Origin of the sequence: Pectobacterium sp. HCp5_1, from assembly GCF_032905925.1 — a bacterium.
In the GTDB taxonomy this organism is placed as follows: Bacteria; Pseudomonadota; Gammaproteobacteria; order Enterobacterales; family Enterobacteriaceae; genus Pectobacterium; species Pectobacterium brasiliense_A.
In genome coordinates this window covers 52,994-69,755 of sequence record NZ_JAUMIO010000007.1, presented here as the reverse complement: position 1 = coordinate 69,755, position 16,762 = coordinate 52,994, and the positions used below count along the sequence as shown (strand labels likewise).

Sequence of the window (16,762 nt, the reverse complement as noted above, 5' to 3'; positions counted from 1 at the left end):
GCTCCTGCTCGCCGCGGCTTACGATTTATAGTTCATAGTTTACCCAGGTATGCCTACCCAACAGGCGATGACAGGCAAAACCAACGGTTTAGTGTAGCCTGATAGCGACGTGGCGTCATGACTCTTGCCGTTACCTGACGGCATTCTCCATTCTGGAGCTGCTCTGACACACTAAACTGCCAGTTTTTACTCGCAAGAGGCGCGGTATTATCAATATCAGACGGATTATACCGTACACCCGCTTCATAGGCCTCCAACTGCTGCATCGCAAATCGCCAGGCCTGACGCTGCTGCAACTGGTGTTGAAATGACTGCTGCAAGATTTGGTGATATTGCAGTAGCCCCATCAGCGACACGGCAAACAGCAGCGCCGCCACCAGTGTCTCCGGCAGGCTAAAGCCAGATTGATGGCTCACAATCCCCTTTTTCAGCGCGCTATTCCGTTGCATCACAGCGTGTCACCTCCTTATCAGGACAAAAATCCAGCCAGCCGTTACCCAATGGTTGAATCGCAATCTGGCCCGACGACAGTGCCGAAAAGGACACCCGTTGGTACAACGTCAACGGTCGCGCTGAAGCGGGAAGCGTTCCTTCGCCACGCAGTAATCCTTGTTCACCATCCGAGGCCGCACGCAGGCACACCACGAGCTGTTCTGCCGACAGCCGCTGACACTGCCAGTTTTCCGTTAGCGTTCCCCAACGCTGTCCCCTTCCCCAGTTCAGCGAGGACAATGCCTGATTGAACGCTCGCAAATAGTGCCGTTCATCGTTCCCCACCTGAATGGCAGCATCAAGCTGGCGCTGTAAACCAGACATCAACAGCAGGCCGATAATGGCGATGAGCAGCACCATAGCCAGCGTTCCACTTCCCTCCTGATGTCCTTTTCTCATTGGCTGCGCCCAAGAATAAGGCGAGTGGTATGCTGCCGAACGGCAGGACGCTTGGCCCAATAGCCAGCGAGCTGTAATTCATACAACGCCGCATCATTTTGTGCAGACAGGCGCTGTAACCGGAACACCGTGAGCACCACCTCTTGCGGATCAAATAGCTTCTCCCACCTGTCGCCCTGACAGTTATGCGCCCCGCTCTGGATTTCCAACGACCGACCGCGCAGGCGATAGCCAAAAGACTCGGCATCCTGCTGTTCCCCACCATCCCAAACCCCATTTCGGTTCAGATCGTAAGAGACATTCAGACAGCTGTTTTCCGCCTCGCCCGGATACTTCCCTATGCTAATTGCTTTTCCCTGACAGGTTCCCGCACAAAAACCAGCCCGACGGATATCTTTCTCAACCCCCATCGCCACCTGACTGAACAATTGCTCCAGCCGGAAAAGCTGTGCGCTGTCCTGGCTTTGACTGCGTAGCAGAGGATACAACTGCGCCGCCGACAGCATAATCAGACTCCCTAAACTCAGTGCTAACAGGATTTCTGGCAGAGTGAATCCACGCGGCTTACACCTCAGCCTTAGTTGCCTCAATTTTGTGTGTTTAAACACGAGCGGTTTCAGCATAGGGGAATCGCCAGAACAGCCTGCGACTCGCTGCACAGACGTATCCGTCCTCTCACCGAGATGATGAGACGCAGCTGCCCCGCAGAATTCGACAGTGAAATGTGTCCGGCCTGTGCCGCGTTACGCAAACCAAAGAACGTAAAAACGTTGCTTGTGAACTTTGCCAGCACAACATCCTGCGTATGGCGAACAAACTGCCCCGGATGGTTCTCACGGCACGTCTCCTCTGCCTGCTTTTCATTCTGCCCCGCCACCATGCACCATAGTTCTCCCTGCGGTATGAGCTTCACCGTACGGGTTTCGTTATGCCAGTAAGCATTCGCCTGAACCCGACTCAAAAAGTCCAGCAGTTGCTGCGCACTCTGCTCCAGACGAATTGCCTGTTGATACTGAATCCAGCCATGCAAACCGCCACCCGCCATCAGCGCCACAATCGTCAGCACCACCAATAATTCAAGCAAGGTGAACCCTCGCCGTTGCCGATTCCCTGTTTTCATGGCGTCAGGATAGTGAGTCTTATCTGTAAAAACAGCGTGTTAATCGCGTTATACGCGGCGGCTCGCAATGTTTTACTGCAACGATGTAACAACAGAAAAAGCGTGCGGAGAGGTAGGGAAAACGAGGGAAACAAAAAAGGCCGCATTACGCGGCCCTCGAAAACATGGGAGAGGCTTTAGATCGCAACCGGTGCTTTGATGGCGGGATGTGGATCGTATCCCTCGATTTCAAAGTCCTCGAAGCGGTAGTCGAACAACGTATCCGGACGGCGCTTAATCACCAGTTTAGGCAGCGCGCGTGGTTCACGGCTCAACTGTAGATTCGTCTGTTCCAGATGGTTGTTGTACAGATGCGTGTCGCCGCCAGTCCAGACGAAATCACCGACATCCAGATCGCACTGCTGCGCCACCATATGCACCAGCAGCGCATAGCTGGCGATGTTGAACGGCAGTCCGAGGAAGATATCGCACGAGCGCTGATAAAGCTGGCAAGAGAGTTTGCCATCCGCCACGTAGAACTGGAAAAACGCGTGGCACGGTGCCAGCGCCATTTTGTCCAACTCACCCACGTTCCAGGCAGACACGATAATACGGCGAGAATCTGGATCTTGTCTCAACTGGGTCAGAACATTCTTCAACTGGTCGATCTCACGACCGTCGGCAGCGCCCCACGAACGCCACTGTTTGCCGTAAACCGGCCCCAAATCGCCGTTCTCATCCGCCCATTCGTCCCAAATACTGACTTTATTTTCATGCAGATAAGCAACATTGGTATCGCCGTTCAGGAACCAGAGCAGCTCATGAATAATCGAACGCAGGTGGCATTTTTTGGTGGTAACCAGCGGAAACCCGTCCTGCAAGTTGAAACGCATCTGATGGCCGAAAATAGAACGCGTGCCCGTGCCGGTACGGTCGGCTTTCGGCGTGCCCTCTTCAAGCACTTTTTTCATCAGATCCAGATACTGTTTCATACTACCTCACCACAAATATTAAAGAAGGACGGCGGATTATTGCTGTGCAGGCTGACGGCGGTAGGCCCAGACCATCATCAGAATACCAGCGATCACCATCGGCAGAGACAGAATTTGCCCCATGCTGAACAGGCCACCGAACAGCCCCAGCTGCGCATCCGGCTGGCGGAAGAATTCAGTAATGATTCGGAACATGCCATAACCGATAAGGAAAAGCCCTGAAACGCTGCCCATCGGCCGAGATTTACGAATAAAGAGATTCAGAATGATAAACAGCGCCACTCCTTCCAACATCATTTGATACAGCTGGGAAGGATGACGCGGCAGCATGCCGTACTGATTGAAAATCGCCTGCCATTGCGGGTTACTGACGGCCAGCGCCATATCTTCGCCGCGCGAACCAGGAAACAGCATGGCCCACGGCGTATCCGTCGTCACGCGTCCCCACAGTTCGCCATTGATGAAGTTGCCCAGTCGGCCAGCACCAAGCCCGAAAGGAATCAGAGGGGCAATAAAATCAGCAACCTGGAAGAAATGGCGTTTGGTGCGATGAGCGAACCACAGCATGACGCAGATAACGCCCATTAAGCCGCCGTGGAACGACATGCCGCCATCCCAGACTTTGAAAAGATAGAGCGGGTTTTCAAGAAATGACGGGAAGGCATAAAACAGGACATAGCCCAGACGCCCGCCGACGAAGACCCCAAGGAACCCCATATACAGCAGGTTTTCGACTTCATCTTTGGTCCAGTCGCTCCCCGGTTTATTCGCCCGACGCACCGCCAACCACATGGCAAATACAAAACCCACCAGATACATCAGCCCATACCAGTGCAGCGCCAGCGGGCCGATTGAGAAAATCACGGGATCAAACTGAGGAAACGCCAGATAGCTTGTCGTCATCATTCACCACATATTTTATTGTGTTATCCCTACTTTTGGGATTGTCATTGATAGGCAAAAGGCAGGAGAATGAATCCGTTCCTGCGAACCGCGGTGGCGAATCATAGCATACGCGCCCACGCTCGTTGATCGCGGAGGGGAAAAGTTCTGTAAAACATTGAGTCGTTGTTAAACATTTACTCGCAATTAAATCTTGATATATCCGTCAATACCGCACCGCGACGGATTAGCGTCCGCCGCGAATCAAGCCGCCCAATCCGCGCTCTTCCATGAAGATCGCCGCCCACTGTCGGACTTCCGTCGCGCTCTGCGCACCGAGTAATTGCTTCACCAACGCCTGCGATTCCGCCAGCGTAATTTGGCGCAGCAGATATTTAATTCGTGCAACGCTACGTCCGTTCATACTGAGCGAGCGATACCCCAACCCCGTCAGCAGCAGTGCGCCGAGCGCTTCGCCCGCCATTTCACCACACACGGAAAGCGGAATATTGTGCCGCTCGCACTCGACGGCAATCATATTCAACGCCTGCAACATGGAAGGATGCAGACTGTCATAAAGCGATGCCACATGAGCGTTGTTACGATCTACCGCCAGCAGATACTGCGTCAGATCGTTGGTACCAACCGAAACAAAATCGATGCGGGAAGCCAGATGAGGGAGCAGGAACAGCATCGACGGGACTTCAATCATGATCCCAATTCGCGGCTTGGGCTGCGGGAAGCCCAGCAATTCTTCTACTTCGCCTGCGGCCTGATCGATCAGGCGACGCGCTTCGCTGATTTCATCCAGACTGCTGATCATCGGCAGCAGGATATTGAGATTGCCAATATGCGCGTTGGCACGCAGCATCGCGCGCACCTGAATCAGAAAGATTTCAGGCTGATCGAGCGTAATACGAATGCCACGCCAGCCAAGGCACGGGTTCTCTTCGCTAATAGGCAGATAAGGCAACGGCTTGTCCGCGCCGATATCCAGCGTGCGCAGCATCACGGGGCGCGTAGGGTAAAGCGCCAACATGCTTTGATATTGCGCCATCTGCTCATCTTCAGACGGAAATCCGCTTTGCAACATAAACGGGATTTCCGTGCGATACAGACCTACTCCATCAACCTGATTGATAAAGCGTTTTTCGTGTTCAGCGCTGAGCCCCGCATTCAGCATAACCTGAATGCGTTCGCCGCTTTTCAGTACGACAGGCTGTTCCATCTCGCCTTCGGCCAGACGAGTCAGCTCATTTTCTTCCGTCAACAGACGCTGGTATTCCTGTACCAGCACGGGTTCAGGATCGACCAGCAGCTCACCGCGATAGCCGTCGATAATCAGCTGTCGCTGATGCAGCAGTTCGGGCTGAATGTCTGCGCCCACCAGCGTCGGAATGCCCATGGCACGGACGAGAATCGCCGCATGCGAATTCGCGGCACCGTCATAGACAACTACGCCCGCCAGACGCTCCGGCGGCAGTTCCGCCAGCAGCGTGGCGGTTAATTCATCCGCCACGAGGATAAAGCGCTCAGGCCATTGCCCCATGATTTGCGCGTTATCGTCGAGGTGGAACAGCAGTCGTTGCCCCAACGCACGCAGATCGCCCGCCCGTTCGCGTAAATAAGTATCCTGCAAATTGGTGAACTGCGCGGCAAAGCGCTCGATCACCAGCTTCACGGCCCATTCGGCGGCATTGCCCGCATCCACTTCCTGAAAGAGTTCTCGCTTGAGCCGTGCATCGTTCAGCAAGTGCGAGTACAAATCGAAAATCGCCGCGCTCTCTTTCTGCGCGCTGGCGCTAAACCGCTTGCTGAAGCGACGGAATTCCGCCGTTGCCTCTTCCAGCGCCTGCGTTAAACGGGAGCGCTCACGCTCGCTGTCCAGACTCGATGCGGGGAAAACCTGTTCCAGAGAAGGCTGAGTACAATCCTGCCAGCCGGGGGCAATCGCCACGCCGGGTGCAGCCACCAGCGCCTTAACGCGCGTCTGACGGTATTGACCGAAGAGCGTTTTTATCTGTGAAAGGGAAAGAATAGCGGCCATCTGCGTGGCCAGCGTCACCATGAACGATTCTTCGTTTTTATCAAACTGACGATGTTCACGCTGCTGCACCACCAGTACGCCCAGCAGGTGGCGACGGTAGATAATGGGAACGCCAAGAAAAGAGCGGAAATGTTGCTCTTTCACGGCGGGGATATATTTGAAACTAGGATGTGCACGCGCATCGGCCAGATTGATGGGCTCAGCACGTTGCCCGACCAGCCCGACAATACCTTGCCCAAACGCCAGCGTAACCGTGCGCCCGCGCGGCTTTTTCAACCCGCGCGTTGCCATCAGGTAATAACATTGACGATCGTGATCAGCCAGATAAATGGAACAGACTTCCGTGTCCATAGCCTGACAGGTCTCATTGACCAGAATGTCCAGCGCATCACTAAGGCGGGCCGTTGCCGCAACGTTTTCGACAATTTCTCGCAAGCGCGTGAGCATAATGTGCCTGAATTACCCTCTTTTTCGCCGAGGACCAGATGGGGTAACCACCCGAGCCGCAACACTCTCCTGAAGCAGTATCACCGGATTGATAAATTCCTTCATCACGCGACGATACACATCTCGCTTAAAAGAGACGACCTGACGTACCGGATACCAGTAACTCACCCAGCGCCAGCCATCAAATTCCGGCGTGCCGCTGCTCTGCATATTGATATCCGACTCATTACACATCAACTGTAGCAAAAACCATTTCTGCTTTTGGCCGATACAGACCGGTTTTGTATCCCAACGCACCAAACGCTTTGGTAATTTATAGCGTAACCAGTTACGGGTAGATGCCAATACGCGCACATCCTTTTTTCTTAACCCGACTTCTTCAAACAGTTCGCGGTACATCGCCTGCTCAGCACTTTCACCGGGGTTAATTCCCCCCTGCGGAAACTGCCAGGAGTGCTGACCATAGCGCCGGGCCCACATCACCTGCCCCTGCCGATTACAAATTACAATACCAACGTTTGGGCGGTAGCCATCATCATCGATCACCGACTACCTCGATAAACATCAATGCAAAGATGACCTGATTGTTTCACACTCCCGTCAGGCGGTAAACCACTGCTTAGAAAGCATGTGATACGAATAAAAGTAAGATAACCCACAGATAAGATCAAAGTTATAAACATGTGAAGACCGGAATCGGCAATTTATTCACTTTTTCTGTGGACATCTTTGTGCAGAACCCATGAAGAAGTGAGTAAAACTAATTTTTCACGAAGAAAAAATATTAATGCGAATTAAAAAATAATTCTTTTTATTCATTAAATTACAAACCATCTTACGTGAAACATCAGCCCCTTATTTTTTGTTCAAATGGCATACAACGCAAGATTGGCGAAAGATCGCACTATGACGATTTTATCCACAGGGAATGCCTCAAAGTCAGGCAATAAATAGGCAAAAACAGCAAAAAGGTCGGGAGTCAAGGCTGTAAATCGAACCAGTAATTCATGTTTATGTGGGTTATCCAAGAAATCTGTGGATAACCTAGTGTAAGATCCTGTTTATTGTCGGTGGCTATACGTGCACAGTTTGCAAAACGGTGTTAAGTGATCGCCATCACACTAAAAAAAAGCACTACGAATCATGCTATTATTGTTTTTCTCCACAGTCCTGCAGGCTGTGCACTGGTACTCTCTGTCTATTGTGTTTTTTTTGAGCGAAAAAATATCGAGCTATACGCTATGAATTCACCCACGGTTCACACGACTGCGCCGCCAAGTGAGCACACGTTGCTGGAACGCGCGCAATCCCTCGCGGGTTATAATCTCGCGGAATTAGCGGACATCGCTCGCCTGCCCCTTCCCGCTAACCTGAAACGCGATAAAGGCTGGATTGGTATCTTGCTGGAGCGTTTTCTGGGTGCAAGCGCAGGCAGCAAACCCGAGCAGGATTTCCCCGACATCGGCGTTGAACTCAAAACCATTCCTATTGATGAACAGGGCAAACCGCTGGAAACCACGTTCGTCTGCGTCGCACCATTAACAGGCAACAGCGGCGTGACGTGGGAAAGCAGCCACGTACGACACAAGCTCGCGCGGGTCCTGTGGATTCCGGTGGAAGGCTCGCGACACATTCCGCTGGGGGAACGCCGTATTGGCACACCGCTGATCTGGAGCCCCAATGAAGAAGAAGAGGAACAGCTGCGCTGCGATTGGGAAGAGTTGATGGATCTGATCGTGCTTGGCCGGGTAGAAAGCATCACCGCCCGACATGGAGAAGTGCTACAGCTACGTCCCAAAGCGGCAAATAGCCGGGCATTAACCGAGGCGATTGGCGAATTTGGTCAACCGATTCTAACCTTGCCACGCGGGTTCTATCTGAAAAAAACCTTTACCGCGCCGCTACTGGCCCGCCACTTTATGCAGCTCAGCCGTTGAATTTCATTAGTGCGATGTTCTATTAGCACGATGCTTCATCAGCGCCTCGCTTCATCGTACACTAGCCTTATACGCCGCACTCTAATTACGCAGCAATCGTGCGACAAGGGAATCGGTCTGGGAAAAGCCTGACGCCAACCCAGATCAAAAGGGACGCCAGCACACGGCTGCAATGCGAAGTATGAACGTTATATCTCTACGACATCACACTTTCGCTTGCCTACGCCCCGAGCTGGCAGAGTATAATATCGTTTACGTTTCGTTTAAGGTGTATTGATATAATGTTTGATTGGATTGTTGATCCGAACGCATGGTTAGCATTGGGAACGCTGACTATTCTGGAAATCGTTCTTGGGATCGATAACATTATTTTCCTGTCTCTGGTTGTCGCCAAACTGCCTAAAGCCCAGCAAAACAAAGCTCGCCGCATCGGGCTGATGGGCGCGATGTTAATGCGTTTGGGACTGCTCGCTTCTATTGCCTGGGTCATGCGTCTGACCGATCCGCTGTTTACCGTCGCTGGCAATGAAATCTCCACACGTGACCTGATCCTGTTCTTCGGGGGACTCTTCCTGATCTGGAAGTCGAGTATGGAAATTCACGAAACCGTCGAAGGCGGTTCAGAAGACCATACTTCCAAGGTGTACTCTTTCTTTGGCGCGATTGTGCAGATCATGATGCTGGATATTATCTTCAGCCTGGATTCGGTGATCACTGCTGTCGGCCTGTCTGACCATCTATTTATTATGATGGCAGCGGTTGTTATTGCCGTTCTCGTGATGATGTTCTCTGCGCGCCCTATCGGCGAGTTTGTCGAACGCCATCCGTCCGTCAAAATGCTGGCCTTGTCGTTCCTGATCCTGGTCGGGTTCACCCTGATTCTGGAAAGCTTCGACGTTCACGTACCGAAAGGCTACATCTACTTCGCCATGTTCTTCTCGATGTCCGTCGAGGCATTGAACCTGCTGCGCAGTAAAAAAGAAAAAGCAGCACACTGATCGCCGCATAGCGAGTGCTCACGATAAAGACGTCATAATCAGGCGGCGACCTGTCGCCTGATTACACAATATTAATTCCCTCCAAACATATTTTTTCCATTATTCCTACGTTATCCCCCGCAACCATTTGCTAGACTCACCTTAGATTTTGGCATTTATGAACGGGTTAATATGATGAAAGTACGGATGAAAATGGCAATCACACTGGCGTTATTATTCACTCTTGCAGGCTGTTCCAGTGACTACGTGATGGCGACAAAAGAGGGGCAAATGCTCCTGACGCAGGGAAAACCCGTGCTGGATAAAGATACCGGGCTGCTCAGCTATACCGATGAGCAAGGTAATCAGAAACAAATCAACAGCGATCAAATCTCCCAGATCGTGCAGCGCTAACGGCAACGTTAGCCCCATATTTTCCCCACCGAACGACGCTCTTCGGCAAAATCCTGCTGAAGGGCAACAGAAGAGACTTCCCCACTCGCCACGGCTTCGTTTATAGTCGAATTCAGGTGTGTTTTCCCAAACTCATTGGAATCGCAGCAAATCATGCGGAAATGACGGGAAAAGCGCCTGCTATTTTCAGACATAAGGAAGCTGGCAATGCAATATCACCGTATTCCCCATAGTTCTTTAGAAGTGAGCGTGCTGGGTCTTGGTACGATGACCTTTGGCGAACAAAACAGCGAAGCAGACGCTCATGCTCAGTTAGATCACGCCATTGCCGCAGGTGTTAACCTGATTGACACAGCAGAAATGTACGCCGTTCCTCCGCGCCCGGAAACACAGGGGCTAACCGAGAGTTATATCGGTTCCTGGCTGAAATCCCGTGGCGGACGTGAAAAATTGATTGTGGCCAGTAAAGTCTCCGGCCCCGTGCGCGGAAACGATCACAGCATCCGGCCACAGCAGGCGCTGGACAGAAAAAACATCCGTGCCGCGCTGGATGCCAGCCTGCAACGCCTGAACACCGACTATATCGATCTCTATCAGTTGCATTGGCCACAGCGCCAAACTAACTGCTTTGGCAAGCTGAACTATCAGTATACGGATGATAAACCGCAATATACTGAAGACAAATCGGTCGTCACGCTGCTGGAAACGCTGGAAGCACTAAATGAACAGGTGCGTGCCGGTAAGATCCGCTACGTCGGCGTCTCCAACGAAACCCCGTGGGGCGTGATGCGCTATCTGCATCTGGCGGAAAAACATGATCTACCACGTATCGTGTCGATTCAGAACCCCTACAGCCTGCTGAACCGCAGTTTTGAAGTCGGCTTAGCGGAAATCAGCCAGCATGAAGGCGTGGAACTTCTCGCCTATTCATCACTGGCATTCGGTACGCTGACGGGGAAATACCTGAACGGCGCGAAACCGGCCAATGCGCGTAACACGTTGTTTAGCCGCTTCACCCGCTATACCGGCCCGCAGGCTCAGGCAGCAGTTGCCGAGTACGTAGCGCTAGCGCAAAAGCACGGTTTGGATCCGGCGCAAATGGCATTGGCGTTTGTGCGTCAGCAGCCGTTCGTCGCCAGTACGCTGCTGGGTGCGACGACGCTGGAACAACTGCAAACCAACCTCGACAGCCAGAACCTGACGCTGGACGGCGAGATCCTCGACGAGCTGGAAGCTATCCACCGCCGGTTCACGTTCCCAGCGCCATAAACGTCAAAATCGGGGCTTACATGAGCCCCGAACCTCCTCCTTCACAAACAACTTCTTAGCCACATTTTTATTCAGATGCGGAAACCGTGTCTTTTGGCTGAAACAACGGAATATCCTTCCCGGTGATATAACGCTTGCGCAGCCAAGACGATATCCCATCCATAATCATCACTATCGCGACTAGAATCAGGGTGATAAACATCACCACGTCCCAGTTCCATAACCGCATGTTCTCCGCATAGACCAGACCGATGCCTCCCGCGCCGACAAAACCTAGCACGGCGGCAGAACGGGTATTGGATTCAATCTGGTAGAGGCTGAGCGCCAGAATGATGGGGAACGATTGTGTGAAAATGCCAAAGCGGTGTTTTTGCAGCGCATTGGCACCTAGCGCGCTCAGGCCTCGTCCGGGTGAACGTTCGACGGCTTCATGCCCTTCCGCGTAGAGCTTGCCGAGCAGGCCAATATCCTGCATCACGATAGCCAACAATCCCGCCAGCGGCCCCAGCCCGACGGCTCGCACGAATATCAGCCCCCAAATTGCCATATCAATACCGCGCATCATGTCCAACAGACATCGCACCAGCAGCGCAATGGGCCGTAACCCGCGACGCTGCATGATGTTACGCGCCGCAAAGAAGGAAAGTAGCAGTGCGATACAGGTCGCGGTTACCGTCCCCGCAAACACGATCGACAGCGTGATGGCAATTTGCGACAGGTAGTAACCAAAGGGCCAGTTGAGAAAATCATGCCAGACAAACATGCGTAAAAAATATCGCCCCAGCTGCGCCGAGCCATTGACCCACTGCTGCCAGCTGATGCCAAAAGTCTGGAAAAAGAACAGGTAATACAGCGTGACCGCCAGCGCCAGCAGTGCAATTCGGCGTAGATAGCGCGACTGTATGCGAAACAGGTCGGGATGCTGCTGTTTCAATTGCTCGACATCAGGCGACGTCACGGTTCTCATATCACTGTCCTTCTACCACGCGGCGCCGTAAATAGCCGGATAAACCATCCAGCAGCGAGACCACAACGAGAATCAGCAATAAGGTCATGCTGACCTGATCGTAGCGATCGAGCTTAATGTTGGTCATCAGTTCCTGGCCGATGCCGCCCGCGCCAACCAGACCAAGAATGGTGGAGGAACGGAAATTAATCTCCATACGCATAAAGCTGTAGGAGAGAAAAATCGGCTTTACCTGTGGCCAAAAGGCGAAACGCATAATCTGGAGCTTACTGGCACCACAGCTTGCCAGACCGCGTACTGGCCGATCCGAAGCGCTTTCCAGAGACTCATAAAACAGTTTGGTTAAGCTACCGACGGTGTGCAGCGCCAGCGCAATAAAGCCGGGCATGGCTCCAATCCCAAAAGCCATGACAAACATGACCGCCCACCCCAGCTCCGGCATGGTGCGTAAAAACGCCACCAGTGCGCGAATAGCCACACGCAACAACATCGAGCTTTGCGTATTCGCAGCGGCACAGAATGCCAGCATCGTGGCAACCGCCACCGCAACGATCGTGGAAGCCAGCGCCATTTGCAGCGTTTCCCAGATCAGCGGCAGCTGTATCGGCAGCCGATATCCCCAATAAGCCAGAGAGCCTTCGGTGTGAGCGTTCGCCAGAAGCTGCTGCCAGTGCAATACAGGTAGCGTATCGCGCAAGTAGCTGAAAAAACTCGGCAGAGAAGACCAGATGGTTGCGGGGCTGAATTCGGCGACCTTGCCCGCCCCCAGAAACAGGCAGGCCAGCAGCAAAGACCACAGTAGCGCCTCGCGCTTCTGTCGCCCTTTAATCTGTTGATAATATTGTTCAAAGTCATTCTTCAAAACAGTGTCCTGTTTATCGGGCGATATGTCATGCCCTGGCTTTGATGAGCGGACCGAAATATTGCCGCCCGTTCGATGTCACATCCGAACGGGCGTTTAGGGAACGGCGAAGCGCCTGTACTCGATCAGCGATTGCCCTGCGTCAGTTCGCGCTTCATGTCGATGATGTGCTGGTAATCATTCAGGCTTGCCGGGCCGATATGCTGAGTCCCGCCCATCGCCTTGGTAAAGCATTCATGCTGATCTTTATCCAGCTTCATCACCGCAGTAATGACCTTCTGTTTGAAATCCGCAGGCAGCTTGTTGCTGACCAGAATCGGGCCGTTCGGGATCAGCGGGGACTGCCAGATAATCCGAATCTGCTGCATCAGGTTCGGATGATCCATTCGGATCAGGCGGGTAAAAGCGCCGGCGGTATAGCCCGTGTTGTAATCGCCCACCATCGATGTCCAGGCGACGGCACCGTCAAATTGACCATTCAGTACGCCCAGAATGTCCTGCTCATGGCCGCCAGAAAACGTCACGCTGGAAAAGAAATTGTTGTATTTGTTATCGTTATTCCCGCCAAATTTCTGTTTGAAAATCTGGTTGGGCACCAGAAAGCCCGAGGTGGAATCGGGATCGGCAAAACCAAAGGATTTCCCTTTCAGGTCTTCCAGCTTTTTGTACGGGCTATCGGCTTTGACCACCACCACGGAGTGGTAGCCGCGTGACAGATCTTTATCGTCAACGGCGATACCGACGATATCCACTGCGTTAGGATCTTTCAGATAGACAGAGGCGAAAGCCGACGGCGACATACTCAAAACCAGATCGACTTTTCCCCCCAGCAATCCCTGAATGACGCCGGAGTAATCCGAAGCGTTACGCAATCGGGTCTCAACCCCCAGCTCTTTATCAAGGAACTGTTTGACGCACTGGTTATCACCGATCTGCTGTGTCGCATTTTGCCCGCCCAAAATACCCAAATTCAGCTCTTTGGGCGTCCCCGCCGCCGTCGCGCTGAAGACGGTCAGTGAGCTGGTTAACATCATCGCCAAACCAAAGATCTTTCTCATTGTTATCACCTGTTCTCGTGTCAAAGGCCATCGTGTTAAACGCACACAGTCTTAAATACACATCGTGTTCAATGCATATCGCATTAATGTGCGTTCAGTTCATCGCCATACAGCGTATGAAGCAGCGGCTCATCCAATTGCGTTGGATGCCCGTCAAAAACAATGCGCCCTTGGGCGATCCCGATAACCCGCGTGCAGTACTGTTTCACCAGATCCACCGAGTGCAGATTAACCATCACGCTAATCCCCTGCTGACTCACTTCCCGTAAGACATCCATGATGCGGCGGGTATTTTTGGGATCGAGCGACGCGACGGGTTCATCGGCCAGCAAAATTCTGGGCTGCTGCATGAGGGCCCGACAGATAGCGACACGCTGCATCTGGCCGCCAGAGAGGTTTTCCGCGCGTTGTAACGCCTGCGGCAGCATATTTAACCATTGCAACAACTCGATGGCGCGCGCGCGGTCCTCGTCAGAAAACACACGAAAGAGTGACTTGAGCGTGGAGGTTTGGCTAAGGCGACCCAGCAAGACATTAGTGAGAACATCCAGCCGCGGCACCAGGCAGAAATCCTGAAAAATCATGCCGCAATGGGCGCGCCATTGGCGTATCTGGCGCGAGCGTAGCTTGATAATATCCTGTGGCTGCTCACCGCTGTAATTGATGATTTCACCGCCAGAGGCTGAAATTGTGCCGTTTAACAGATGCAGCAGCGTCGATTTCCCCGCCCCGGAACGACCAATGACGGCAACGAACTCTCCCGTGTGCAGATCGAAGTTAACGTCGTCTAGCACCCGATGTTGTGGAGACCACACTTTCCCCACGCCACGAACGGACAGAACCTTTTGCGGCCGAACGGGTTGCAACTGCGTTTTGAATTCGAGGCCAGATTTCAATTGTGCCTGTGCCATCTTGATATCCACTGTGGTGAGGTAGCCCCCTCATTAAGAACAGATGGCGTGATGGTTTAATGAACACTAAATGATTAAATAATGACCAATTGAAACGATTTGTGAGGCTATCCTTAGCCGCGCCAACATCCGCTAATAAGCAAATCAATCGATTAATACACCTTCTGACCTTTTGCCCACACATGACGAATATGCACATGGCCGTGAAGCGTATGGGCCAGAACCAGATCGGCACGCCCTCCTTCAGCAATCACACCGCGATCGTGTAGCCCAATCGCGCGGGCAGGATTGCACGTCAGCAAGGTGATAGCGCGCGGCAGATCATAAGGATTGCTCTCATCCTGTGCCAGACGAAAGGCAGCATCAAGCAGGCTGGCGGGGTAATAATCGGAAGAGAGAATATCCAATAAGCCCTGCTGCGCCAGTTGGCTGGCGGATACGTTGCCCGAATGCGAACCGCCGCGTACCACGTTGGGTGCGCCCATCAACACCAGTAACCCTCGGTCGTGTGAGTATCTCGCCGCAGCCTCAGTGGTGGGAAATTCAGCAATCGCACAGCCCACCTGAAGGGATTCGTTAACGTGTTCTACCGTGGCATCGTCATGGCTGGCTAATGCGATCCCTTTTTTGCGGCAGAGTGCCGCGATCGCCAGCCGATTGGGCTGAGACCAGCAAGCGGCCAATCCCCTCTGTTCTTCTTCAAACGCGTCCATCTGTAGGTTACTGAGGTGATATTTTCCCTGAAAATACTCGCGGTATTTCTGCAACGATGTGTACTGACGCTGGCCGGGCGAGTGATCCATCAATGACACCAGCAATAGGTCGGGGGTATTCATCAGTTTTTCAAACAGCGGCACCGTGGCGTCATACGGCAGTTCGCAGCGCAGATGCAGCCAGTGCTCGGCGCGGTTTAGCCCTTTTTCCTGTCCCTGACGGATCGCCTCAACCATTTTGTTGAGATTATCGAAACGATGACCACCGTCCCGCACGTCCCCCACGGCAATCGCATCCAGCACGGTGGTAATGCCGTTCGCCACCATCAGCGCATCGTGGCTGCTCATAGCCGAGTAGGCTGGCCAATCCACTTTTGGCCGCGGGGTAAAAAATTTATCGAGATTATCGGTATGCAGCTCCACCAGCCCCGGCAGCAGGAATCCCCCTTCGCCATCAAAAGCCCCAGGCTGCTGGCTACATGCGTTGCTGACGTGAACAATGACGCCGTTTTGCACGTCCAGCGATCCGTAAACCACCTCATTTTCCAATACCAAACGGACATTATTGATAATCATGTTGCTGCACCCCGGGATAAGGTTGCATAGCGTGTAAATGCGTGGCGAGCCGGTTACGCACCGCGCCGTCATGGAAAATACCGACAATCGCCGCCCCGCCCTCACGGGCTTCTTCAATCAATTGAACCACCACATTGCTATTGCCGCTGTCCAGCGACGCGGTAGGTTCATCCAACAGGAGAATGGGGTAATCGGCAATAAACCCTCGGGCGATATTCACCCGCTGCTGTTCTCCCCCGGAGAAGGTGGATGGCGGTAGCAACCAGAGTCGTTCTGGTACGTTGAGCCGGGCGAGCAACTGTCTGGCGCGATCCTCACACTCAGCACGCGCCATACCGCGCTCCAGCAGGGGCTGAATGACGACATCCAGCGTGGAGACGCGGGGAATCACCCGTAAAAACTGGCTGACCCAGCCAATGGTATCGCGGCGAATGGCAAGAATTTGCCGTGACGGAGCGTTCACCAGATCGACCCAGTGATGGTGATGCTTGACCCAGATATGGCCGCTGTTAGGCTGGTAGTTGGCATACAGCGAGCGGAGCAGCGTCGATTTGCCACTGCCGGAATGACCATCCAGCACCACGCATTCCCCTGCCTTGACCTCAAAATTGGCGTCATGCAACACGGGCAAAGCGGCACCGTGCTGATTGTGTAACACGAAGACTTTATAAAGATGCTCAACGCGAAGCTGTGTGTTCATGGCGTGTTCCGATTGATTAC

Annotated in this window: 18 protein-coding genes; 4 read left to right on the top strand and 14 right to left on the bottom strand. The window is 53.0% G+C overall.

From position 1 onward, the window contains the following. Nucleotides 1–53: 53 nt before the first annotated feature. The 8 genes from Q3A88_RS07645 to rppH form a co-directional block, all read right to left on the bottom strand. Nucleotides 54–449, bottom strand: coding sequence for a prepilin-type N-terminal cleavage/methylation domain-containing protein (locus tag Q3A88_RS07645; RefSeq protein ID WP_227528263.1), 396 nt, complete (start codon nucleotides 447–449; stop codon nucleotides 54–56). Then, entirely contained in the window at nucleotides 436–891 is a 456-nt protein-coding gene (locus tag Q3A88_RS07640) for a YgdB family protein (RefSeq protein ID WP_268198388.1), read from the bottom strand. The genes Q3A88_RS07645 and Q3A88_RS07640 overlap by 14 nt, the downstream gene beginning before the upstream one ends. Continuing rightward, a complete protein-coding gene (locus tag Q3A88_RS07635; protein WP_317177680.1) occupies nucleotides 888–1,514 on the bottom strand; it encodes a prepilin peptidase-dependent protein in 627 nt (208 codons plus the stop codon). Before Q3A88_RS07635 ends, Q3A88_RS07640 begins: the two co-directional genes overlap by 4 nt. After that, nucleotides 1,508–2,011 carry a prepilin peptidase-dependent protein gene (locus Q3A88_RS07630; protein ID WP_110163554.1) on the bottom strand — a complete coding sequence of 168 codons (504 nt, stop codon included), beginning with the start codon at nucleotides 2,009–2,011 and terminating at the stop codon, nucleotides 1,508–1,510. Before Q3A88_RS07630 ends, Q3A88_RS07635 begins: the two co-directional genes overlap by 7 nt. 176 nt (nucleotides 2,012–2,187) lie before the next feature. Further along, the gene (gene thyA / locus Q3A88_RS07625) at nucleotides 2,188–2,982 is read right to left on the bottom strand and encodes a thymidylate synthase (RefSeq protein WP_039312476.1); all 795 of its coding nucleotides are present in this window, start codon (nucleotides 2,980–2,982) and stop codon (nucleotides 2,188–2,190) included. Between the two features lie 36 nt (nucleotides 2,983–3,018). Then, on the bottom strand, nucleotides 3,019–3,885 hold the full coding sequence (lgt, locus tag Q3A88_RS07620) for a prolipoprotein diacylglyceryl transferase (protein ID WP_110163609.1): 867 nt from the start codon (nucleotides 3,883–3,885) through the stop codon (nucleotides 3,019–3,021). A 226-nt stretch (nucleotides 3,886–4,111) separates the two neighbouring features. Beyond that, nucleotides 4,112–6,358 carry a phosphoenolpyruvate--protein phosphotransferase gene (gene ptsP / locus Q3A88_RS07615; RefSeq protein WP_317177679.1) on the bottom strand — a complete coding sequence of 749 codons (2,247 nt, stop codon included), beginning with the start codon at nucleotides 6,356–6,358 and terminating at the stop codon, nucleotides 4,112–4,114. Between the two features lie 12 nt (nucleotides 6,359–6,370). Continuing rightward, on the bottom strand, nucleotides 6,371–6,904 hold the full coding sequence (gene rppH / locus Q3A88_RS07610) for an RNA pyrophosphohydrolase (RefSeq protein ID WP_010282870.1): 534 nt from the start codon (nucleotides 6,902–6,904) through the stop codon (nucleotides 6,371–6,373). A gap of 695 nt (nucleotides 6,905–7,599) precedes the next feature. Here rppH and mutH point away from each other — a divergent pair. The 4 genes from mutH (at nucleotide 7,600) to Q3A88_RS07590 (ending at nucleotide 10,955) form a co-directional block, all read left to right on the top strand. Then, nucleotides 7,600–8,295 (top strand): DNA mismatch repair endonuclease MutH, encoded by a 696-nt coding sequence (mutH, locus tag Q3A88_RS07605; RefSeq protein WP_014914405.1) that lies wholly within the window; start codon nucleotides 7,600–7,602, stop codon nucleotides 8,293–8,295. Between the two features lie 281 nt (nucleotides 8,296–8,576). After that, nucleotides 8,577–9,293 (top strand): TerC family protein, encoded by a 717-nt coding sequence (locus tag Q3A88_RS07600; protein ID WP_110163551.1) that lies wholly within the window; start codon nucleotides 8,577–8,579, stop codon nucleotides 9,291–9,293. A gap of 174 nt (nucleotides 9,294–9,467) precedes the next feature. After that, the gene (locus Q3A88_RS07595) at nucleotides 9,468–9,686 is read left to right on the top strand and encodes a YgdI/YgdR family lipoprotein (protein WP_039276145.1); all 219 of its coding nucleotides are present in this window, start codon (nucleotides 9,468–9,470) and stop codon (nucleotides 9,684–9,686) included. 207 nt (nucleotides 9,687–9,893) lie between these two features. Further along, the gene (locus tag Q3A88_RS07590; RefSeq protein WP_014914404.1) at nucleotides 9,894–10,955 is read left to right on the top strand and encodes an NADP(H)-dependent aldo-keto reductase; all 1,062 of its coding nucleotides are present in this window, start codon (nucleotides 9,894–9,896) and stop codon (nucleotides 10,953–10,955) included. 67 nt (nucleotides 10,956–11,022) lie between these two features. On the opposite strand, the gene phnE (Q3A88_RS07585) is transcribed toward Q3A88_RS07590, so the two are convergent. The 6 genes from phnE (Q3A88_RS07585) to phnL form a co-directional block, all read right to left on the bottom strand. After that, nucleotides 11,023–11,922 (bottom strand): phosphonate ABC transporter, permease protein PhnE, encoded by a 900-nt coding sequence (gene phnE / locus Q3A88_RS07585; RefSeq protein WP_317177678.1) that lies wholly within the window; start codon nucleotides 11,920–11,922, stop codon nucleotides 11,023–11,025. 1 nt (nucleotide 11,923) lies between these two features. Beyond that, a complete protein-coding gene (phnE, locus tag Q3A88_RS07580; protein WP_014914402.1) occupies nucleotides 11,924–12,784 on the bottom strand; it encodes a phosphonate ABC transporter, permease protein PhnE in 861 nt (286 codons plus the stop codon). A gap of 125 nt (nucleotides 12,785–12,909) precedes the next feature. After that, the gene (gene phnD / locus Q3A88_RS07575; protein WP_039510928.1) at nucleotides 12,910–13,842 is read right to left on the bottom strand and encodes a phosphonate ABC transporter substrate-binding protein; all 933 of its coding nucleotides are present in this window, start codon (nucleotides 13,840–13,842) and stop codon (nucleotides 12,910–12,912) included. An 83-nt stretch (nucleotides 13,843–13,925) separates the two neighbouring features. Then, nucleotides 13,926–14,753, bottom strand: a complete 828-nt coding sequence (gene phnC / locus Q3A88_RS07570) for a phosphonate ABC transporter ATP-binding protein (protein WP_039283926.1) — start codon at nucleotides 14,751–14,753, stop codon at nucleotides 13,926–13,928. A gap of 152 nt (nucleotides 14,754–14,905) precedes the next feature. Then, entirely contained in the window at nucleotides 14,906–16,042 is a 1,137-nt protein-coding gene (gene phnM, locus Q3A88_RS07565; protein ID WP_110163548.1) for an alpha-D-ribose 1-methylphosphonate 5-triphosphate diphosphatase, read from the bottom strand. Continuing rightward, nucleotides 16,029–16,742, bottom strand: a complete 714-nt coding sequence (phnL, locus tag Q3A88_RS07560) for a phosphonate C-P lyase system protein PhnL (protein ID WP_110163547.1) — start codon at nucleotides 16,740–16,742, stop codon at nucleotides 16,029–16,031. The genes phnM and phnL overlap by 14 nt, the downstream gene beginning before the upstream one ends. Nucleotides 16,743–16,762 lie beyond the last annotated feature (20 nt).

Coding starts and splice junctions, on each gene's coding strand:
- Q3A88_RS07595 (WP_039276145.1), top strand. CDS start 9,468: ATGAAAGTACGGATGAAAATGGCAATCACACTGGCGTTATTATTCACT.
- phnL (WP_110163547.1), bottom strand. CDS start 16,742: ATGAACACACAGCTTCGCGTTGAGCATCTTTATAAAGTCTTCGTGTTA.
- Q3A88_RS07590 (WP_014914404.1), top strand. CDS start 9,894: ATGCAATATCACCGTATTCCCCATAGTTCTTTAGAAGTGAGCGTGCTG.
- Q3A88_RS07640 (WP_268198388.1), bottom strand. CDS start 891: ATGAGAAAAGGACATCAGGAGGGAAGTGGAACGCTGGCTATGGTGCTG.
- ptsP (WP_317177679.1), bottom strand. CDS start 6,358: ATGCTCACGCGCTTGCGAGAAATTGTCGAAAACGTTGCGGCAACGGCC.
- phnD (WP_039510928.1), bottom strand. CDS start 13,842: ATGAGAAAGATCTTTGGTTTGGCGATGATGTTAACCAGCTCACTGACC.
- phnM (WP_110163548.1), bottom strand. CDS start 16,042: ATGATTATCAATAATGTCCGTTTGGTATTGGAAAATGAGGTGGTTTAC.
- mutH (WP_014914405.1), top strand. CDS start 7,600: ATGAATTCACCCACGGTTCACACGACTGCGCCGCCAAGTGAGCACACG.
- phnE (WP_317177678.1), bottom strand. CDS start 11,922: ATGAGAACCGTGACGTCGCCTGATGTCGAGCAATTGAAACAGCAGCAT.
- Q3A88_RS07630 (WP_110163554.1), bottom strand. CDS start 2,011: ATGAAAACAGGGAATCGGCAACGGCGAGGGTTCACCTTGCTTGAATTA.
- Q3A88_RS07600 (WP_110163551.1), top strand. CDS start 8,577: ATGTTTGATTGGATTGTTGATCCGAACGCATGGTTAGCATTGGGAACG.
- Q3A88_RS07645 (WP_227528263.1), bottom strand. CDS start 449: ATGCAACGGAATAGCGCGCTGAAAAAGGGGATTGTGAGCCATCAATCT.
- phnC (WP_039283926.1), bottom strand. CDS start 14,753: ATGGCACAGGCACAATTGAAATCTGGCCTCGAATTCAAAACGCAGTTG.
- thyA (WP_039312476.1), bottom strand. CDS start 2,982: ATGAAACAGTATCTGGATCTGATGAAAAAAGTGCTTGAAGAGGGCACG.
- lgt (WP_110163609.1), bottom strand. CDS start 3,885: ATGACGACAAGCTATCTGGCGTTTCCTCAGTTTGATCCCGTGATTTTC.
- Q3A88_RS07635 (WP_317177680.1), bottom strand. CDS start 1,514: ATGCTGAAACCGCTCGTGTTTAAACACACAAAATTGAGGCAACTAAGG.